We start from the raw sequence: 19,073 nt of genomic DNA on the forward strand, positions 1-19,073 counted from the left end.
GTAGGTGCCGACGAAGGTGCCGTAGGTGCCGACGAAGGTGCCGGCAGTAATTGGCCCGGTGGGTACACGGTCCGCACCCTGCACATCGTTGGTCAGCACGTTGCCGGTCAGGGTCAGCTGGTTCTCGGTAGCGGTGACGGCGTTGGTATCTGCCGCCGCGTTCGGCACGTCGTCGACGATGGAAACATCGATACTCATGCTCGCGCTGCTGCCATCGGTATCGGTGGCAACCACGTTGAAACTCTCGCCCAGTGAGTTGCTGCCATTGCCGGCGGCATGCGCTTCGCTGCCATTGAGGGTGTAGCTGTAGGTGACCTCCCCGGTGGCCGGGTTAAAACCGTTGATGGTCAGGGTGTTGCCCAGGGCCGTGGTGAGTGATTGCGGGAAGCCATTGACCACCCCGGCACTGATCACATTGATACCGCCCACCGTCAGCGATTGCAGGCCGTCGGCGGCGGTCACGGTGAAGGTTCCACTCTGGGTCAGTGCCGCCGCATCAGGGCTGCTGCCAGCTGCCAGGTTCTTCTCGAACAGCACCAGCTCGCCGCCATTGATGCTCAGCCCGTTGAGTTCCACCGGGTCATTGAGGTTGCTGACGTTGAGCACCAGATTGGCGCTGGAAACATCACCGTCGGCATCGGTGAGGGTGTAGGTGAAGGTCTCGACGCCATTACCACCGCCATGCAGATTGATGAAATCCGGATCGGCAGTATTCAGCGTATAGGTGTAGGAACCGTCGGCGGCCAGCACCAAAGTGCCGTAGGTACCGACGAAGGTGCCGGCGGTAATCGGCCCGGTTGCTACCCGGTCTGCGCCTTGCACGTCATTGGTCAGCACGTTGCCGGTCAGGGTCAGCTGGTTCTCGGTGGCGGTGACGGCATTGCTATCGGCCACTGCCCGCGGTACGTCGTCAATCACCGTGACATCCAGCGAGCCAGTGGCTACGTCGCCGTCGGTATCACTGACCAGTACCGCGATGCTTTCACCAAGCCCGTTGGCACCCGCGCCACTGGGGTGGGTTTCGGCACCGTTGAGGGTGTAGCTGTAGCTGACCACGCCAGTGGCAGGGTCATAGCCGGTAATGGTCAGCAAATTGCCCAGGCCAGTGGTGATCGACTGGCCGATGCCGGTCACCGCACCGGCGGTGACCACATTGATGCCGCCGACGTTAAGGTTGAACACCCCATCGGGTGCCTGCACGGTAAAACTGCCCGCCTGGGTCAGGGCCGCCGGATTGCTGGCCGAGCCCTGGGGTAGATTGGCCTCGTTCAACGACAGCTCGCCGCCCTCGATGGCAAGCCCTTCGAGGCTGACCGGGTTGTCGATCACCGGCACTGGCGGGGCTTCGTCATTGTTGTTGATCAGGCCGACGTCCAGCTGCGGCAACTCGGGAAAGCCGTTGAAGCCTGCAGTGGGAAAGCCGATCTGCGGATCAACGCGCCCGGCCACCTCGTTGAGGATCACGAAGGTATGCCCGCCGCCCAGTGCCCCCGTTGCACCGCCAGTGCTTGGCCCGGCTGCAGTGGGGTCGGCGTCCTGGCTCGGGTCGGCACCCGCAGCGATGGCTTGCTGGAGTTTCTCGACATCAGACAGTTGCGCCTGGCTGGGGGTCTGCGACTCCGGTGTATCAACATGCGGCGCGCGATCCGCCAGCAGCTCAGGGGTCAGGGTCAGATTGCTGTCACGGCCGAGGGTCAGTTCGGCACCGTTTTGCAGGTGGACGGCGACTGCGCCAGCAAGGCCTGTATCCAGCTGCTCGCCGGCATATACCTTGTCGCCTTCGATCAGCGGCCGGCGGCTGCCATCGCTGCCTACAGCGAAGACTTCGCCCACCACCTTGCTGACGACACCGATTAACTTAGCCATGAGCGCACTCCTCCACTGCAAATCGGTTGATTGCAGCAACGTGCGCTGAACTATCGCGTGGCCAGCCCGGCGGAATTAACCCGGGCCAACGCTAAAACAGCCCTGGAGTGCGAGATGATTTCAATGAAATCAATGACTTCGCCTGCCAGAGCTGCGGTGAAAGTGATTGAGCGAAGTGGCCTAGTGACACCTGCCAAAAATTTGTCGCCAAACTTCGCCCCGCCTCCATCCCCTCCGCTACATCCATGCCCTCTGCTGCAAAAACACGGGAACTTTCTCTGACGCCCGAAAAAATGCACCCTAGCGCTGATTCCACGGGCTGCCTGATATGAACAATGTCTCGGATTTCTTAGACCGCATAAGTTTTTTTTCGCATAACTCTTATGAAAAAATCTTCTTAGCTTCGCGCGTAAATGTTCTTAGCTCTGTTGTTACAAGCCTGATACGGTTTGACCTCAGGTTTTCGTCACTTTTTTGACGAATCGCAGGACCATTATTAGAAATCAGGGAGAAGTAACCCATGCGCGTTTTGACCCCCATCACCAGCGCAATTCTGTTGGCCATGGCATGTGCCAATGCCCAGGCGATGTCACTTAATGAGGCTGTGCAAAGCGCCGTGGATTACCACCCGGAAATCGGCTCCAGCAAAAACAGCCGGCTGTCGGCCGATGAAGACGTGAAGTTCGCCCGAGGCGGTTACTTCCCCACCGTCGACCTGGTGGCCGGTTACGGTCGACAACGCTCCGACAACACCAATACCCGTGGCTTCAATGCCGACGGCACGCGTAATCATAATAAAGAGACACTGACCTACACCCAGTCCGACCTGCGCCTGCGGCAGATGCTCTTCGACGGCTTCAACACCGCCAACGAAGTCGGCCGTACCGAGGCAGTGGTGAACTCGCGGGCCTACTACACCCAGGCCACCGCCCAGTCCGTCGCCCTGAGTACCGTCGAGGTGTACCTTGAAGTGCTCAAACGCCGCGAGCTGGTAACCCTGGCCAAGAACAACCTGCAGGCGCACCTGCGGGTCAACGACCAGATCGGCCTGCGCAGTGAGCGCGGGGTCGGCAGCAATGCCGACCGCGACCAGTCCACCGCCCGTCGCGCCCTGGCCGAGAACAACCTGTACACCGCCGAGGTCGACCTGGCCGATGCCGAGGCCAGGTTCTATAGCGTCGTCGGTCGCCAGCCCGATGAGCTGGAAACCCCGGTGACCATCAAGGGTGAAGTGCCTGCTGACCTGGCTGCTGCACGCCAGGACATGCTCGAAAACAACCCTTACCTGAAATCCGCCCAGGCCGACGTCAATGCGGCCGAGCAGCAATACGAAGTGGCCAAGTCGCCGTTCTACCCGCGTATTGACGCAGTATTGGCAACCGGTGCCAACAACAACACTGCAGGTCAGGTCGGCCACGACAACAACGACTGGCAGGCCGGTGTCGAGCTCAGCTACAACCTGTTTCGCGGCGGCAGCGACAAGGCCCGCCTGCAGTCCGATGCGCACAAGATCAACCAGGCCATGGACATCCGCAACAACGCCCTGCGCCAGCTGACCGAAGACCTGTCGCTGTCGTGGAACGCCATGAACAACGCCCGCGTGCAACTGCCGGCGGCCCGCGAGTACGCCGAGACCACCACCCGTGTGCGCGCCGCTTATCAGGACCAGTTCGGCCTCGGCCAACGCACCCTGCTCGATTTGCTCGACAGTGAAAACGAGTTGTACAACGCCAACCGCCGCTACACCGAAGTGCGCTACACCGAAGAGTTCTCCATGTACCGGGTGCTGGCCAACATGGGTGAACTGCTGAACAAGCAGCGCATCTCGCTGCCACCCGAGGCGATCGCCAAGAGCGAAGTGAAGAGCGAGGCGCGCCTGCCCGATATGCGCTAAACCCCTCCAACTGCGGCAGGAGTAGGCGACTGTGACCAGCATGCAACCTGCGAGCTCGGCAATAGATCCGCGCCAGAGTTTCGATGACCCGCTACTCGATGGCTTGCTGATCCTTTGCAAGCTGCATGGTTGCACTGTCAGTCGCGCCGGCCTGAGTGCCGGCCTGCCGCTGCCCGAGCAACGCCTGAGCCTTGAACTGCTGCCCCGGGCAGCGGCACGGGCCGGTTTGCAGGCGCGGATCCTGCGGCGTGAGCTGGGAGCGATCTCGGCGCTCAACCTGCCGGTGCTGTTGCTGCTCAAGGACGGCCGCTGCGCGGTGCTGCGGCGTTGGGGCGATGACGGCCGGGCGCTGATCCTGCCCTGTGAAGCCGAAGGCGGCGAGCAGTGGGTCAGCCGCGAAGAACTGCTGCAAGCCTACGCCGGCGAGGCGCTGTTCGCCCGCCCCCGCCATGAACTCGAAGACCTGCGTGCGCCGTTGATGCCACGGGTCAACGCCTGGTTTCGCGACACCCTCAAACTCTCACGCTGGCTCTACAGCGACGCCATTCTCGCCAGCCTGCTGATCAACCTGCTGGGGCTGATGGTGCCCCTGTTCGTCATGCAGACCTACGACCGCGTGGTGCCCAATCAGGCTACCTCGACGCTGTGGGTACTGAGCGCCGGCCTGCTGATCGGCACCCTGTTCGAATTGACCCTGCGCGTGGTCCGCGCCCACCTGCTCGACCAGGCCGGGAAAAAGACCGACCTGATTCTTTCCGCCACCCTGTTCGAACGCATCACCGGCATGTCGATGAAAGCCCGGCCGGCCACGGTTGGCGGCTTTGCCCAGAGCATTCATGACTTCCAGGGCCTGCGTGAATTCCTTACCGCCGTGACCCTGACCAGCATTATCGACCTGCCCTTCGTGGTGCTGATGCTGGCGGTGATCGGCCTGCTCGGTGGCTGGCTGGTGGTGATCCCGCTGATTGCCTTCCCGGTGACCATTTTCTTTGCCCTGTTCATCCAGGTGCGGCTGCGCGATACCGTGCAAAAAAGCCTGGCCCTGGGCGCGGTGCGCCAGGCGCTGCTGATCGAAACCCTCGGCGGCCTGGAAACCCTCAAGGCCTGCAGCGCCGAAAGCGAGCGCCAGTACCAGTGGGAAAGCACCCACGGCGCCCTCACCCGCCTCGACGCCCACGCCCGCAACCTGTCGGCACTGGCCACCAACGGCACGCTGTTCATCCAGCAGTTCTGCGGCATGGCCACCATCGTTGCCGGGGTCTACAGCATCATTGCCGGCAACCTCAGTGTCGGCGCCCTGGTTGCCAGCTACATGCTCGGCAGCCGGGTGCTGGCACCGCTCGGGCAAATCGCCGGGCTGATCACCCGCTACCAGCAGGCACAGCTGACCATGCGCAGCACCGACGCGCTGATGGCCCTGCCGCAGGAGCGCCAGGCCGGCCAGCAACCGCTGGAGCGCACCCAGTTGCACGGCGGCCTCGACGTCAGCCATGTGAGCTTTCGCTACCACGGCCAGAACGCTGCCGCCCTCAATGACATCAGCTTCAGCGTCAAGCCGGGCGAACGCATCGGCATCATCGGCCGCAGCGGCTCGGGCAAGAGCACCCTGGCGCGCCTGTTGATGGGTTTCTATGCCCCGGACGAAGGGCAGATCCTGCTCGACAACCTCGACCTGCGCCAACTGGACATCGCCGACCTGCGCCACCAACTGGGCTACGTCGCCCATGACCTGCCGCTGCTGGCCGGCAGCCTGCGCGACAACCTGACCCTCGGCGCGCGCTATGTGAGTGACGCGCGCATGCTTGAAGTGGCCGAGCTGACCGGCGTCAGCGAGCTGGCCCGCCAGCACCCGCAAGGCTTCGACCGCCCGGTCGGCGAGCGCGGCCAGTTGCTCTCTGGCGGCCAGCGCCAGGCCGTGCTGCTGGCCAGGGCGATGTTGCTCGAACCGCCGATCATGATCCTCGACGAACCCACCAGCCACATGGACAACAGCAGCGAAGACCAGCTGCGCCAGCGCCTGCATGGCTGGGTGCAGGGCAAAACCCTGCTGCTGGTCACCCACCGCACCTCGATGCTCAGCCTGGTCGACCGGCTGCTGGTACTGGACAACGGCAAGATCGTTGCCGACGGGCCGAAGGAAGCGGTCATCGATGCACTGCGCAAAGGCCGCGTTGGCGCGGCACTCTAGGGGGTCATTCATGTCCGTAAGCCAAGGCCTGCGCAGCTACTTCCAGAGTTTCGGCAAAACCGCCGAACGCGAGTTCATGCCCGATGTGGCCGGCGCCACCCTGCAGGACTCGCCGCGTCTGTCGCGGATCACCGTGTGGCTGGCCGCGGGGCTGTTGCTGGTGGCGCTGCTGTGGGCCAAGTTCGCCGTGCTCGATGAAGTGACCATGGGCGAAGGCAAGGCCATTCCGTCGAGCAAGGTCCAGGTGATCCAGAACCTTGAAGGCGGCATCGTCACCGAGATCTTCGTCCGTGAAGGGCAGATGGTGAACAAGGGCGATACCCTGCTGCGCCTGGACGACACGCGTTTTCTCTCCAACAAGGGCGAGAGCGAAGCCGACCGCTTTGCCCTCACCGCCCAGGTCGAGCGCCTTGCCGCCGAAGCCGAAGGCCGGCCGTTCCAGCTCTCCGAAGAAGTACGCAGCAAGGCGCCGCAGGTGGCTGAAGACGAACTCTCGCTGTACCAGTCGCGCCAGCGTCGGCTGAGCAGCGAAAAGCAGACCCTCAACGAGCAACTGCGGCAAAAAACCCAGGAACTGGCCGAGTTTCGCTCCAAGGTCGAGCAGTACCGCTCGGCCCTGGCGCTGTTGCAGCAGGAACTGAACATGTCGACGCCGCTGGTTGGCACCGGGGCGATCTCACCGGTGGAAATCCTGCGCCTCAAGCGCAGCGCCGTTGAAGCCCGCGGCTCGCTCAACGCCACCAGCCTGGCAATCCCGCGCGCCGAAGCGGCGGTGGCCGAGATCAAGAGCAAGATCGAAGAGTCCGAAGCCGGGTTTCGCTCAGAGGCGGCCAAGGAACTCAACGAAAAACGCACCGACCTGTCGAAGATCACCGCCTCAAGCATTGCCATCGATGACCGGGTAACCCGCACCACCGTGGTTTCGCCGGTGCACGGGATCATCAAGCTGCTCAAGGTCAACACCATCGGCGGCGTGGTCCAGCCCGGCAGTGACCTGCTGGAGATCGTGCCGCTGGAAGACAACCTGCTGATCGAGGCCAAGGTGCGCCCGCAAGATGTCGCCTTCCTGCACCCCGGGCAGTCGGCGATGGTCAAGTTCAGCGCCTACGACTACACCATCTACGGCGGCCTGAAGGCCAAGCTCGAACTGATCAGCGCCGACACCGTCACCGACGACAAGGGCAACGCCTTTTACCTGATCCAGGTGCGCACCGACAAGAACCACCTGGGTGGTGATAACAAACCGCTTTTGATCATCCCCGGCATGACTGCCACGGTGGATATCATCACCGGCCACAAGAGCGTGCTCGATTACCTGCTCAAGCCGGTGCTCAAGGCACGTACCGAAGCCATGCGCGAACGCTGAGGCGCTCGCAGTGGCTCAACGCAGATGATTGCGCTCGTAGGTCTCGCGCCCCATCGCCGCAATCTGCCCCTCGATCAGCGCCTCGAACGGTTTTAACAGCGCGTCAAAATTAACCGGCGCCTCCAGCACGTTGAGCGCCTGCACCAGTGCCTCCAGAGTCGATACTGCCCCCGCCTGCGGCGCTTTGCGCAGGCGATAGCGCGAAGGCAGGACCTGGGCCAGGGTTACCCGCGGCAACGTGCCAAGCAACGGGTTCACATGCAACAACTTGCTCGCCTTGCGCCAGGTACCATCGGGCACCACCAGTTGCCACGGTCGCTTATCCTCTTCGTCGGCATAGGCCACCAGCGGCTGCGCCGCATCGCCCGGAAACAGCAAGGCACTGCGGTACCCCGGTGCTTGCAGCAGCTCAGGCAGATCCTCGAACACTTCGCCCACGTGCAATTGCGCATTGCGCAAGCCAAGCGCCGCCAGCTTGGCGGTATTGAGGGCGTGGCGCACTTCACTGGGATGCTGCAGCAACAGCACGCGGGTACGGCTGTCGAGGGAAGGGATTAGCGGACAAAGGCAATGGGCTTGTGGGCGCAGGCAGCGCTCGCAGTGGATTCTGGACATCGGGTTCTCCTGAGCGGGCAAAGTGTGCCACAGCAGCCCCGAAAAAAGCCCACTTCCCTGTGGGAGAGACGAAAAGCTTCAGCGGTTGAAACGTTCGGCCAGGCTGTACAGGTAATCGGCCATGCGTTCGAGGTCCTGGCTGATCTCGGCGCCCTGCTTGGCCTGCCCGGCGCTGTGATCGCAGAGCTGGGCAATGCGGGTGATCTGCTGGTTGATGTCCTCGGCGACATGACTCTGCTGTTCCGAGGCCGTGGCCATCTGCTGGCTCATGCCGGTGATGCGGCTGACCGCCTGGGTGATGCCCACCAGCGCCGACTGCACCGCCTCGACGCTGTGCACGCTGTCGCGGGAGATCTGCTCGCCCTTGCTGGCACTGGACACCGCCCGCTCGGCGCCGGCGCGCAACGAGGCGATAATCTGGTGGATCTCCTCGGTCGAGGTACGGGTACGCTGGGCCAGCGAGCGCACCTCGTCGGCGACCACGGCAAAGCCCCGGCCCTGCTCGCCGGCCCGCGCCGCCTCGATCGCCGCGTTGAGCGCCAGCAGGTTGGTCTGCTCGGCAATCGAGGTGATGACATCGACCACGCTGCCGATCGACTGGGTCTGATCGGCCAGGGCATTGACCGCCTGGCCGATGTCGCTGACCGCCTCGGCCATACTGCCCATGGCGCGCAGGCTTTGCTGCGCCAGGTCACTGCCCTGCTGGGCCAGGTGATCGGCATCGGAGGCGGCCGTAGCGGTGTTCTGCACGTTGTGCGTCACTTCCTGGATGGTCGCTGCCATTTGCGCAATCGCCGTGGCCGACTGATCGGTTTCGCTGCGTTGCTTGTCGAGCATCTGCGCCTGGGCCCCGGACAGGTCGGAGGATTGCGCGGCGCGCGTCTTGACCCCGACACCGGCATCCACCAGGCGCGTCAGGGCCGTTTGCAAGCGGGCTTCTTCACTGATGATCGCCAGGTCCAGCTGGCCCTGCAGGCCGCTGTTGTCGCTGTAGGTCAGGGCCACCAGAGGGCTGGTGAAGGCTTTCGGGTGTTCGCCCAGGGTGCGGCGGATCACCCGGTTCTGCCGCGCCTCGATCAGGTACCAGGCGCTGAGCAGGCTGGCCATCAGCACACCCAGGGCGGCGTACTGGGGCAGCCACAAATAGCTGATCACAGACAAAATACCAGCGCCGACCAAGGGCCAGCCGTGTTCCACTGTCGCGCCCAGTCGAGCCGCCAGCGGCACCGGGCTGCGCCCCTGGCGCAACCGTGCATACAACGCCGTGGCCCGGCGGATCTGCTCGCGGGTCGGTACCGAGCGCACCGACTCGTAGCCGCTGATCCGGCCGTTTTCGTAAATCGCCGTAACGTAAGCGCTGACCCAGTAGAAGTCGCCGTTTTTGGCGCGGTTCTTCACCACGCCCATCCAGGGTTTGCCCTGTTTGATGGTTTCCCACATATGCCCGAACACCGCGGGGGGCATGTCCGGATGACGCACCAGGTTGTGCGGCTGATCGAGCAATTCCTCGTAGGTAAAACCGCTGATGGCGACAAAGGCGTCGTTGCAATAGGTGATGCGGCTATTGAGGTCGGTAGTGGAAATCAGCCGCTGTTCGCTCGGAAAGGTTCTTTCATGCTCAGTGACGGGCAAATTCATGCGCATCTGGGCGATCCCTGCAAAGGAGAGATGGGAAATTTCATCAAGCCAATACAGGTTTAGCAGAGCAATTACGGGGTTGCGGCCGATATTTTCAGGAATTTTTGCAGCCACGACTAAATTTTTCAGGGGCCGTTTCGTTCAGGCTGGAGTGAGTTGCGCCTTGAGCAGATCGCGAAAGGTCTGGATCAAGGGTTCGCGGCTGCGGCCACGGCGAATGATCATGGAGAACGGCGCCTGATAGCCGAAGGTCGCCGGTGATAACACCCGCAAATCGCCCTTGTCAGCCCAGGCCTGGGCATAGTGTTCCGGCAGGTAGCCGATATAGGCGCCGGACAACACCAGGATCAGTTGCGCCTCCATGCTCTCCACCGTTGCCGCGCTGTGCTTGAAGCCGTGGCGGGCAAGCTCAGCCTGGCTCCAGTAACCGCGACCGACCATGCGCTGCTGGGTAATCACCTGCTCGGGAATGCGCCGCTCGTTGAACAGCGGGTGGCGGTTGCTGCAATACAGCCAATGTTGCTCGCGGTACAACGGCTGATACACCAGCCCGCTCATGCGCGTGGAAAAGGCGCCGATGGCCAGGTCCAGGCGGTTGTCCTGCACCCCCAGTTGCAGCTCGTAGGGGCTCGACACCGACAGGTGCAAGTGCACCGCGGGGTGCTCCTGGCTGTAGGCACCGATAGCTTCAGCCAAAGGCAAGGCCCGATCACCGACGGTGGAGTCGATCACCCCAAGGTTGAGGGTACCGCGCAATTCCCCCTTGAGCGCCGCCGCGTATTGCTCGAAACCGTCCATTTCTGCCAGCAGGCGCAAGGTCTCCTGGTGGAACAGTTCACCCTTGCTGGTCAGGCTGAAACCGCCACGGCCGCGATGGCAAAGGACGATGCCAAGGGCCGCCTCGAGCTGGCTCATGTAGGTACTGATGGCCGAGGTCGACAGGTTCAGCTCGCGCTGGGCGTTGGCAAACCCCTGGTGGCGCACGATGCTGACGAAGATGCGCAGGAGTTTCAGGTCGGGCAAGGCAGAGGCCATGTGATCGCGGTCCGCAGGGCTACAGATGGCCGGATTCTAACCGCAATACCGGCATTAGTTCAGAAAAACCTGAACTAAGTATTTGCCTGTAGCGATTCTTTTCATCCACTACCTTTTGCAGACTCTGCCGCAATGCACCTGCTTGCCGGTATTTCAGGGGTTGCCCCGGGCCAGCCAGACAGGTTCCAACAACTAGAACAATCGAATCGATGAGGCCCGACCGTGGACAAGATTCTGCACCAACCACTGGGCGGCAACGAAATGCCGCGCTTCGGCGGCATCGCCACCATGCTCCGTCTCCCTCACCTGCAAAGCGCCGAAGGCCTGGATGCCGCGTTCATCGGCATCCCCCTGGACATCGGCACCTCGCTGCGCTCCGGCACCCGCTTCGGCCCACGGCAGATCCGCGCCGAATCGGTGATGATCCGCCCGTACAACATGGCCACTGGCGCTGCGCCCTTCGATTCGTTGTCGGTTGCCGATATCGGCGACGTGGCGATCAACACCTTCAACCTGCTCGACGCCGTGCGGATCATTGAAGAAGCCTACGACGAGATCCTCGAACACAACGTCATCCCCATGACCATGGGCGGCGACCACACCATCACCCTGCCGATCCTGCGCGCTATCCACAAGAAGCACGGCAAGGTCGGGCTGGTGCACATCGATGCCCACGCCGACGTCAACGATCACATGTTCGGCGAGAAGATCGCCCACGGCACCACCTTCCGCCGCGCCGTCGAAGAAGGCCTGCTGGACTGCGACCGCGTGGTGCAGATCGGCCTGCGCGCCCAGGGCTATACCGCCGAAGACTTCAACTGGAGCCGCAAGCAGGGCTTCCGTGTGGTCCAGGCCGAAGAGTGCTGGCACAAGTCGCTGGAGCCGTTGATGGCCGAAGTGCGCGAGAAAGTCGGTGGCGGCCCGGTGTACCTGAGCTTCGACATCGACGGTATCGACCCGGCCTGGGCACCGGGCACCGGCACCCCGGAAATCGGCGGCCTGACCACCATCCAGGCGATGGAAATCATCCGTGGTTGCCAGGGCCTGGACCTGATCGGCTGCGACCTGGTTGAAGTCTCGCCACCTTACGACACCACCGGCAACACCTCGCTGCTCGGTGCCAACCTGCTGTACGAAATGCTCTGTGCACTGCCGGGCGTGGTTCGCCGCTAACGGTAGTACACCAGGAGTTGCAACAGGGCAGGAGCCATGACAGTCGGGCCGCAACGACGGCCCACTGAGTAGACGAATGACCCGGCGCCAGGCTTGCCTGGCGCCGGGGTCGATCTCACCATAATAAAGATAATTGGAGACACCCATGGCCTTGGACATATTCGTTGTTCTGATTTATGCCGCCGGCATGCTCGCGCTCGGCTGGTTCGGCATGCGCCGGGCAAAAACCCATGAAGATTACCTGGTGGCCGGGCGCAACCTGGGCCCTAGCCTGTACATGGGCACCATGGCCGCCACGGTACTGGGCGGCGCGTCGACCGTCGGCACCGTACGCCTGGGCTATGTCCACGGGATTTCCGGCTTCTGGCTGTGCGCCGCGCTGGGCCTGGGCATCATCGCCCTGAACCTGTTCCTGGCCAAGCCGCTGCTGCGTCTGAAGATCTTCACCGTTACCCAGGTGCTGGAAAAACGCTACAACCCCATGGCCCGCCAGGCCAGTGCGGTGATCATGCTTGCCTACGCGCTGATGATCGCGGTGACCTCGACCCTGGCCATCGGCACCGTTCTGCAAGTGCTGTTCGACCTGCCGTTCTGGGGCGCGATCCTGCTCGGTGGTGGCGTGGTGGTGGTGTACTCGACCATCGGCGGCATGTGGTCGCTGACCCTGACCGACATCGTCCAGTTCGTGATCAAGACCGTCGGCCTGATGTTCGTCCTGCTGCCCATCTGCCTGTACAAGGTCGGTGGCTGGGATCAACTGGTGGCCAAGCTGCCGGCCAGCAACTTCAGCCTGACCACCATCGGCTGGGACACCATCATCACCTACTTCCTGATCTACTTCTTCGGCATCCTGATCGGCCAGGACATCTGGCAACGGGTGTTCACCGCCCGTGACGAGAAAGTCGCCAAGTACGCGGGCACCACTGCTGGCGTGTACTGCGTGATCTACGGCCTGGTGTGCGCACTGATCGGCATGGCCGCGCATGTCCTCCTGCCGGACCTGGACAACGCCAACAACGCCTTTGCCGCGATCGTCAAATCCACCCTGCCTGACGGTATCCGTGGCCTGGTGATTGCCGCTGCGCTGGCAGCGATGATGTCCACCGCCAGTGCCGGCCTGCTGGCCGCCTCCACGGTCCTGACCGAAGATCTACTGCCGAAACTGCGCGGCGGCAAGCAGTCGAGCCTGGGCATCAACCGCCTGTTCACCCTGCTGACCGGTATTGCCGTACTGGGTATCGCCCTGGTGGTAACCGATGTGATCAGCGCCCTGACCCTGGCCTACAACCTGCTGGTGGGCGGCATGCTGATTCCGCTGATCGGCGCCATCTACTGGAAACGCGCCACCACTGCGGCGGCGATCACCAGCATGACCCTGGGCTTCGTTACCGCCCTGGCGTTCATGATCATGGATGGGATGGATGCCAACACGCCGATCTACTACAGCCTGGCGATCGGCCTGGTGAGCTTTGTGGTAGTCAGCCTGATGTCGCGCCGCCCGGTAGGCGCCGTCAACCTGGCCTGATAGACAGGTGCACCACGGCCGTCGCATCAGCAATGATGCGGCGGCCGATGTGTTTTAGCGACGTGGCTGGCGCTTGCGCTGTTCTTCGTCGGTAGGGATCGGCACCGGCTGCAGCGGTGGCGGGATCAGGCCCAGGGCAGCGGCCAGGTCGTGGAGCCAGTTGAACAGATGGTTTCTCATAACTCCCCCTTACGGGTCAGCCTGCACGGCGAATAAATCCTGCGATGCTTCATACAGATCATAGTCCCAAGTATTGCAATGCGCATGTCTGTGCAACATGACTTGAGGGCAAGTTTGATCTCAATCAAGCCTCCTGCGCCATCTGCGCTGCCTGGGTAACTGTTTCCCCTTGTTGCAAATCGATCCAGGCGCTCAAATTCGCCCCGCGCATGCCCTTGCGCCACATCAGCCAGGTGGTGGCCTGATCGAACGGCGCCTGCAGGCGATGCACCGCCACCCGTTCGCGGCCCGGCAGGCTGTCGAGCATCGACTGCGCCATCAACGCAACCCCAGCCCCGGCTATCACACAGGCGAGCATGCTCGGGTACGACTCGATTTCCATGACCCGGCCCATGGCCGCGTGATCGTGGGCATACCAGGCCTCCAGGCGCATCCGGTACGAACAGCCTTGACGAAAGGTGAACACCGCCCGCCCGGCGACATCGCGAGCACTGCGCACCGGCCCATGGCCGGGTTCGGTGATCAGCACCAGGGTTTCGTCGCACAGCGGCACGCCGTCGAGCCCGGCCAGGGCCAGCGGCCCGTCGACCAGGGCGGCATCCAGGCGGCCGCTGAGCAAGCCTTCGAGCAACTCGCCGCTGGGCGCCGCCTGCACCTGCAGGTTCACCGCCGGGTAAGCGCTGTGGTAACGGGCCAGCAAGTCGGGCAAATGAATGGCCGCAGTGCTGTACATCGAGCCCAGCACGAACTCCCCGGCCGGCTGCCCGCCCTGCACGGCGGCAAAGGCCTCATCGTGCAGGGCGAGCATGCGCCCGGCGTAATCGAGCAGCACCTTGCCCGCCGGCGACAGCTGCAAGCGCTGGCGCTCGCGGCGAAACAGCTCAACGCCCAGTTGCTCTTCGAGCTGGCGCAGGCGCGTCGACAGGTTCGACGGCACCCGGTGCAGGCGCTCGGCGGCGCGGGTCACCGAGCCCTCCTCGGCCACCGCCTGGAAAATCCGCAATTGGCTGAGCTCCACGAGCTATTCTCTAAAACAGAACAAGTTGCTCATCATTATTCAATTTTATTGAAAGTCAACCGGCTTTAGCCTGACGGTCATTCACGCTTGTGCAGGAATTGCCGCCATGTCGCCAGTTGTTCGCCTTCTCGCCTGTGCCGTTGCCCTGATGATGGCCATGGGCATCGGCCGCTTCGCCCTCACCCCACAGCTGCCGCACCTGATCAGCGAAGGGCAGGTCAGCCTGACCGCCGCCGGCCTGATCGCCGCCGCCAACTACCTGGGCTATCTGCTCGGCGCCCTGGACGCCATGTTCGCCCGCCGCCCGGGCCAGGTCAGTGCGCGCCTGCACGGCGGGCTGTGGCTGTGCGTCGTGCTGACCCTGGCGTCGTTCTCGGCCAGCGGCTTCTGGGCCCATCTGCTGCTGCGCTTTGGCACCGGCGTGGCCAGCGCCTGGGTGCTGGTGATGCTTACCAGCCTCAGCCAGCAGGTGGCAGCGGCCAGCAATCGGCCACAGCTCGGCGCCCTGGTGTTTGCCGGGCCCGGGGTGGGAATTTTTTTGACCGGAATGCTGGCGCTGACCGCCAACCTCAACGGGCTGGGCTCGGCGCCGCTGTGGTTGATCTATGCCGCCGTTGCCCTGTTGATGCTGCTGATCGTGCTGCCAGCGCTGCCACGCCCGCAGACGCTAACGCCTACTGTCAGCGGGGCGCGCGTCCAGCCAGCCGGGCAAGGGATTGCCCGCCTGGGCCTGGTGTATGCCCTGTACGGTATTGGCTACATCATCCCCGCGACCTTCATGTCGCAGATGGCCAGCGCGCGCTTTCACGGGCAGTGGCTGGCTGATCTGTTCTGGCCCGGTTTTGGCCTGGCGGCGGCACTGGGCGTGGTGCTGGTCAGCCTGCGCCGCCCGGGCATGGGCAGCACCTCAAGCTGGCTGATAGCGACCCTGTGGCTGCAGGCCGCCGGCGTGTTCGCCTGCCTGCTGGGCAACGGCCCGGGCCTGGCGCTGGGGGTAATCCTCTGTGGCGGCCCGTTCCTGGCCTGCATGCAACTGGTAATGCAACGCTCGCGGGAGCTGGCACCGCACGCCAGCCAGCGCAATGCCGGGCTGTTGACCGCCTGTTTTGCCCTGGGCCAGCTCAGTGGACCGCTGCTGGCGGCGCTGAGCAATCAGTTCGCCGGCAGCCTGCAGCCAGCGCTGCTGATCGCCGCCAGCGGCCTGGTGCTCGCCGGCCTGCTGCTGTTGCGCCCGCAGGCTAGCCGAGCAGGCTGCGCAGGCGCCGGCGCACCCACTGTTCAGCGCTGACCAGGGTCACCCCGAGCAGCACCATGATCGCGCCGAGGACGAAATTCAGGCTCAACGGCTCGCCCAGCAACAGCACGCCGAAGGTCACCCCGAACAACGGAGTAATGAACGAGAACACCGCCAGGTTCGAGGCCAGGTAACGGCGCAGCAGCCAGAACCAGGTCAGGTAACTGAAAAACGACACGATCAGGCCCTGAAACAGCAGGCTGCCGATCGACAGCGGGGTGAACTGCACCTGGGTAACCTGGCCACTGGCGACAGCGATCAACAGCAGGCCGACAAAACCGACCGCCAGTTGATAGAACAGCGTCAGGGTCGCTGGCGCCTCCGACAGCCGCGAAGCGCGCACCACCACGGTGGTTGCGCCCCAGGCCAGGCCCGCCAGCACCCCGAAGGCATCACCCAGCAGCATTTGTGCGTCCAGATGCTCAAGGGAAACGCCACCGGCAAAGGCAAAGGCAATACCGCCAAAGGCCAGCAGGATGCCCAGCCACTGCAAGGGCCGCAGCCGCTCGCTGGGCAGCATGAAATGCAGGCCCAGGGCGGTGAACACTGGTGCGGTGTAGAGGAATACCGACATGTGCGCCGCCGAGGTCAGCTTCAGGCCTTCGGCGATGAACAGAAACTCCAGGCCAAACAGGGAACCGGCCAGTAGCCCGCCGCGCCAGGTGCTGGAGACCTGGTCCCAGCCGCCACGAAAACACATCAGCAGGCCGACCAGCAATGCCGCCATCCCCGAGCGCATGGCTTGCTGCATCACCGGGGCAATATCCGGTGCGGCCCACTTGATCATCACCTGCTGGATGCCCCAAATCAGGCACAGCACCAGCATCACTTGCAGGGCAAAGGCATCGGTATTGCGGCGGCTGGCGCTCATCGGGCGCCCCCGGTTTCTGGCAGCAACATGGCAGGCTCTCGGCAGAAGTGGATCCAGCGCCGATTATCAGCGGCGGCGGCCGCTCAATGCCAGCCTTGTGTTACCTGCTTCAGGCAATCTGCGCCTTGGAGGCCAACTGATCGAAAGTCGCCTCGTCCAATGCATCCTCCTGTTCATCCAGCACCTGGCGCGGGTGATCGTTGCCCGGAATGCTGCTGTCCAGCAGGCTCAGCAGCCGCGAGCCCCGCTCGGTAAGGATGAAGTTCTCGCCGTTGCCGCCCTCGTCTTCCGGGCGTGAGGCAAAGTAACCGCGCTCGAACAGCAGCTTTTCATACTCACATGCCAGGGTTTTCAGATGATCGAGATCGCCAGGGGCTGCACCTTCGGCCGCCAGCTGGGCCGCATGCTGCTCGGCGTAGGGTCTGGGGGTAAAACTGTGGCCGGCGCTGTTCTGCGCTTCGTGCAACAGGCGTTCGATCAGGTCCCAGTCGTAGGTGGTCATCGGCATAGCCTCAATCAGGGGTAGGTAAGATTGTGACCGGTGTACGCAGCTGCGGTTCGACTGAACTTTCGCCGCCCGGCCAGGCTCAACCGCAAGACTTCACCTTGATTGCCCAGGAGCCTGCCAATGAAGACCCTGTTGAACATTGCCGCTGCCGCCAGCCTGCTGCTGGCCCTGCCCGGCTGGGCGTGCACGCTGGAAGAAGCGACGGCCAAGCGCGAAGAACTGGCCAAGGAAGTGAGCAAGCTCACCGAGCAGAACCCGCAGAAGGCCAAGGAGATCAACGACGAGCTGCAGAAGATGGAGCTGGGCACGGCCAGCAAGGACTTGCCGGACAAGTGCCAGCTGATCGACAAGCGGATGCAGGAATTGAAGACCGCTGAGAAAAAGACTTGAAATCGGGGTGAAATAATCGCGGGTCAAGTCGGGTCGCCGCACCGCCGCTCCCACAAGGGCTGCAAAGAACCTGTGGGAGGGCTATGAAGCCGGCGCTTACTCCGCAGCCGGCGCCGGTTTGCGGCGCTTGAGCGGTGCCAGGCCGTCGGCGCTGGCCAGCGGGGCGTTAGGCTTTGGCTTGGCTGTTGGCTTGCGCTTGGCCACGACCTTCTTGTCGCCTTTTTTATCGGTCTTTTTCTTTTTCACACCGGCCGCCTTGCCCGAGGCCTTGACCTTCTTCGGCCCGGTGTAGGTGCCTTTGACTTCCTTGATGACCCGGCGCTCGAAGGTCTGCTTCAGGTAGCGCTCGATGCTCGACATCAGGTTCCAGTCGCCGTGACAGATCAACGACACCGCCAGGCCCTCGTTACCGGCACGGCCGGTACGGCCGATGCGGTGCACGTATTCGTCGCCGCTGCGCGGCATGTCGAAGTTGATTACCAGGTCCAGGCCATCGACGTCCAGGCCGCGGGCGGCAACGTCAGTAGCCACGAGGATCTTGGCGCCGCCCTGCTTCAGGCGCTCGATGGCCAGCTTGCGATCTTTCTGGTCTTTGTCGCCGTGCAGGACGAAAGCCTTGTAGTCCTTGGCCACCAGGTGACCGTAGATGCGGTCGGCCATCACCCGGGTATTGGTGAAGATGATCGCCTTGTCGTAGGTCTCGTTCTCCAGCAGCCACTGCACGATCTGTTCTTTGTGCTGGTTGTGGTCAGCGGTGATGATCTGCTGGCGGGTGCCTTCGGCCAGCTGGCTGACGCTGTTGAGCATCAGGTGCTCAGGGGTTTTCAGCACCTTGCCGATCATGTCGCGCAGGCCGGCGCCGCCGGTGGTGGCGGAGAACAGCATGGTCTGTTCGCGGTTCGGGCATTCATTGCACAGGCGCTCGACGTCTTCGGCAAAGCCCATGTCGAGCATGCGGTCGGCTTCATCGAGCACGATCACCTGGACATGCTCCAGGTGCAGGTTGCCGGCATTGAGCTGCTCGAGCAGGCGGCCCGGGGTGCCGATCAGCACGTCCGGCACCTTGCGCAGCATGGCGGCCTGCTCCTTGAAGTCTTCGCCACCGGTGATCAGCCCGGCCTTGATGAAAGTGAACTGGGAGAAGCGCTCGACTTCCTTGAGGGTCTGCTGCGCCAGCTCGCGGGTCGGCAGCAGCACCAGGGCGCGAATCTCGACGCGTTTCTGCTTGAGGTCAACCAGGCGGTTGAGCATCGGCAGGACGAAGGCTGCGGTCTTGCCGCTACCGGTTTGCGCCGTCACCCGCAGGTCACGCCCTTGCAACGCCAAAGGGATGGCCGCTGCCTGCACCGGCGTCGGCTCGACAAATTTCAGCTCGGCCACGGCTTTGAGCAGGCGTTCGTGCAGGGCGAATTGGGAAAACACGGGTGTACCTCGGGCATGTGCAAAAAATTCAGTTGCATAGGGTAACGTTTTCCGGCGTCGGAGCCGAATTTCTTTTGGCAACTTCTTGCC

16 protein-coding genes are annotated in these 19,073 nt (G+C 63.2%); 7 read left to right on the forward strand and 9 right to left on the reverse strand.

What is annotated here, in order from left to right; translation table 11 throughout:
* Positions 1-1,866: retention module-containing protein (locus tag UB48_RS00005; protein ID WP_045193385.1), on the reverse strand; the 1,866-nt coding region annotated here is incomplete at its 3' end.
* A gap of 520 nt (positions 1,867-2,386) precedes the next feature.
* On the opposite strand from UB48_RS00005, the gene UB48_RS00010 reads away from it, so the two are divergent.
* From UB48_RS00010 to UB48_RS00020, 3 genes are read left to right on the forward strand one after another with little or no spacing between them, the layout of a single operon-like run.
* A complete protein-coding gene (locus UB48_RS00010; protein WP_045193386.1) occupies positions 2,387-3,760 on the forward strand; it encodes a TolC family outer membrane protein in 1,374 nt (457 codons plus the stop codon).
* A gap of 31 nt (positions 3,761-3,791) precedes the next feature.
* A complete protein-coding gene (locus tag UB48_RS00015) occupies positions 3,792-5,948 on the forward strand; it encodes a type I secretion system permease/ATPase (RefSeq protein ID WP_045193387.1) in 2,157 nt (718 codons plus the stop codon).
* A gap of 10 nt (positions 5,949-5,958) precedes the next feature.
* Complete coding sequence (locus tag UB48_RS00020) at positions 5,959-7,314, forward strand: HlyD family type I secretion periplasmic adaptor subunit (RefSeq protein ID WP_045193388.1); 1,356 nt, start codon at positions 5,959-5,961, stop codon at positions 7,312-7,314.
* A 15-nt stretch (positions 7,315-7,329) separates the two neighbouring features.
* Here the strand turns inward: UB48_RS00020 and UB48_RS00025 are convergent, their stop codons facing one another.
* The 3 genes from UB48_RS00025 to UB48_RS00035 form a co-directional block, all read right to left on the reverse strand.
* Complete coding sequence (locus UB48_RS00025) at positions 7,330-7,929, reverse strand: tRNA-uridine aminocarboxypropyltransferase (protein ID WP_045193389.1); 600 nt, start codon at positions 7,927-7,929, stop codon at positions 7,330-7,332.
* A gap of 78 nt (positions 7,930-8,007) precedes the next feature.
* Positions 8,008-9,573 (reverse strand): methyl-accepting chemotaxis protein, encoded by a 1,566-nt coding sequence (locus tag UB48_RS00030; protein ID WP_045193390.1) that lies wholly within the window; start codon positions 9,571-9,573, stop codon positions 8,008-8,010.
* 135 nt (positions 9,574-9,708) lie between these two features.
* A complete protein-coding gene (locus UB48_RS00035) occupies positions 9,709-10,602 on the reverse strand; it encodes a LysR family transcriptional regulator (RefSeq protein WP_045193391.1) in 894 nt (297 codons plus the stop codon).
* Positions 10,603-10,824: 222 nt separating this feature from the next.
* Between UB48_RS00035 and speB the strand changes: the two genes are divergently transcribed.
* Positions 10,825-11,775, forward strand: a complete 951-nt coding sequence (gene speB, locus UB48_RS00040) for an agmatinase (protein WP_045193392.1) — start codon at positions 10,825-10,827, stop codon at positions 11,773-11,775.
* Positions 11,776-11,920: 145 nt separating this feature from the next.
* Entirely contained in the window at positions 11,921-13,300 is a 1,380-nt protein-coding gene (locus UB48_RS00045) for a sodium:solute symporter (protein WP_045193393.1), read from the forward strand.
* Between the two features lie 54 nt (positions 13,301-13,354).
* Here UB48_RS00045 and UB48_RS28135 read toward each other — a convergent pair whose 3' ends face one another.
* Together UB48_RS28135 and UB48_RS00050 are read right to left on the reverse strand one after the other, a co-directional pair.
* Positions 13,355-13,480 carry a PA1414 family protein gene (locus UB48_RS28135; RefSeq protein WP_010223057.1) on the reverse strand — a complete coding sequence of 42 codons (126 nt, stop codon included), beginning with the start codon at positions 13,478-13,480 and terminating at the stop codon, positions 13,355-13,357.
* A gap of 124 nt (positions 13,481-13,604) precedes the next feature.
* Positions 13,605-14,498 (reverse strand): LysR family transcriptional regulator, encoded by an 894-nt coding sequence (locus UB48_RS00050; protein ID WP_045193394.1) that lies wholly within the window; start codon positions 14,496-14,498, stop codon positions 13,605-13,607.
* 106 nt (positions 14,499-14,604) lie between these two features.
* Here UB48_RS00050 and UB48_RS00055 point away from each other — a divergent pair, with 106 nt between their 5' ends.
* Positions 14,605-15,786 carry an MFS transporter gene (locus UB48_RS00055; protein WP_045193395.1) on the forward strand — a complete coding sequence of 394 codons (1,182 nt, stop codon included), beginning with the start codon at positions 14,605-14,607 and terminating at the stop codon, positions 15,784-15,786.
* Here the strand turns inward: UB48_RS00055 and UB48_RS00060 are convergent.
* Both UB48_RS00060 and UB48_RS00065 read right to left on the reverse strand, forming a co-directional pair.
* Positions 15,737-16,663 carry a DMT family transporter gene (locus UB48_RS00060; protein WP_045193396.1) on the reverse strand — a complete coding sequence of 309 codons (927 nt, stop codon included), beginning with the start codon at positions 16,661-16,663 and terminating at the stop codon, positions 15,737-15,739. The genes UB48_RS00055 and UB48_RS00060 overlap by 50 nt on opposite strands.
* Before the next feature lie 109 nt (positions 16,664-16,772).
* Positions 16,773-17,165 carry a hypothetical protein gene (locus tag UB48_RS00065; RefSeq protein WP_045193397.1) on the reverse strand — a complete coding sequence of 131 codons (393 nt, stop codon included), beginning with the start codon at positions 17,163-17,165 and terminating at the stop codon, positions 16,773-16,775.
* A 126-nt stretch (positions 17,166-17,291) separates the two neighbouring features.
* On the opposite strand from UB48_RS00065, the gene UB48_RS00070 reads away from it, so the two are divergent.
* Positions 17,292-17,561, forward strand: a complete 270-nt coding sequence (locus tag UB48_RS00070) for a hypothetical protein (protein WP_045193398.1) — start codon at positions 17,292-17,294, stop codon at positions 17,559-17,561.
* Positions 17,562-17,657: 96 nt separating this feature from the next.
* Here UB48_RS00070 and UB48_RS00075 read toward each other — a convergent pair whose 3' ends face one another.
* Entirely contained in the window at positions 17,658-18,983 is a 1,326-nt protein-coding gene (locus UB48_RS00075) for a DEAD/DEAH box helicase (protein ID WP_045193399.1), read from the reverse strand.
* Positions 18,984-19,073: the final 90 nt, after the last annotated feature.

This window comes from Pseudomonas sp. 2(2015) (assembly GCF_000955865.1).
In the GTDB taxonomy this organism is placed as follows: Bacteria; Pseudomonadota; Gammaproteobacteria; order Pseudomonadales; family Pseudomonadaceae; genus Aquipseudomonas.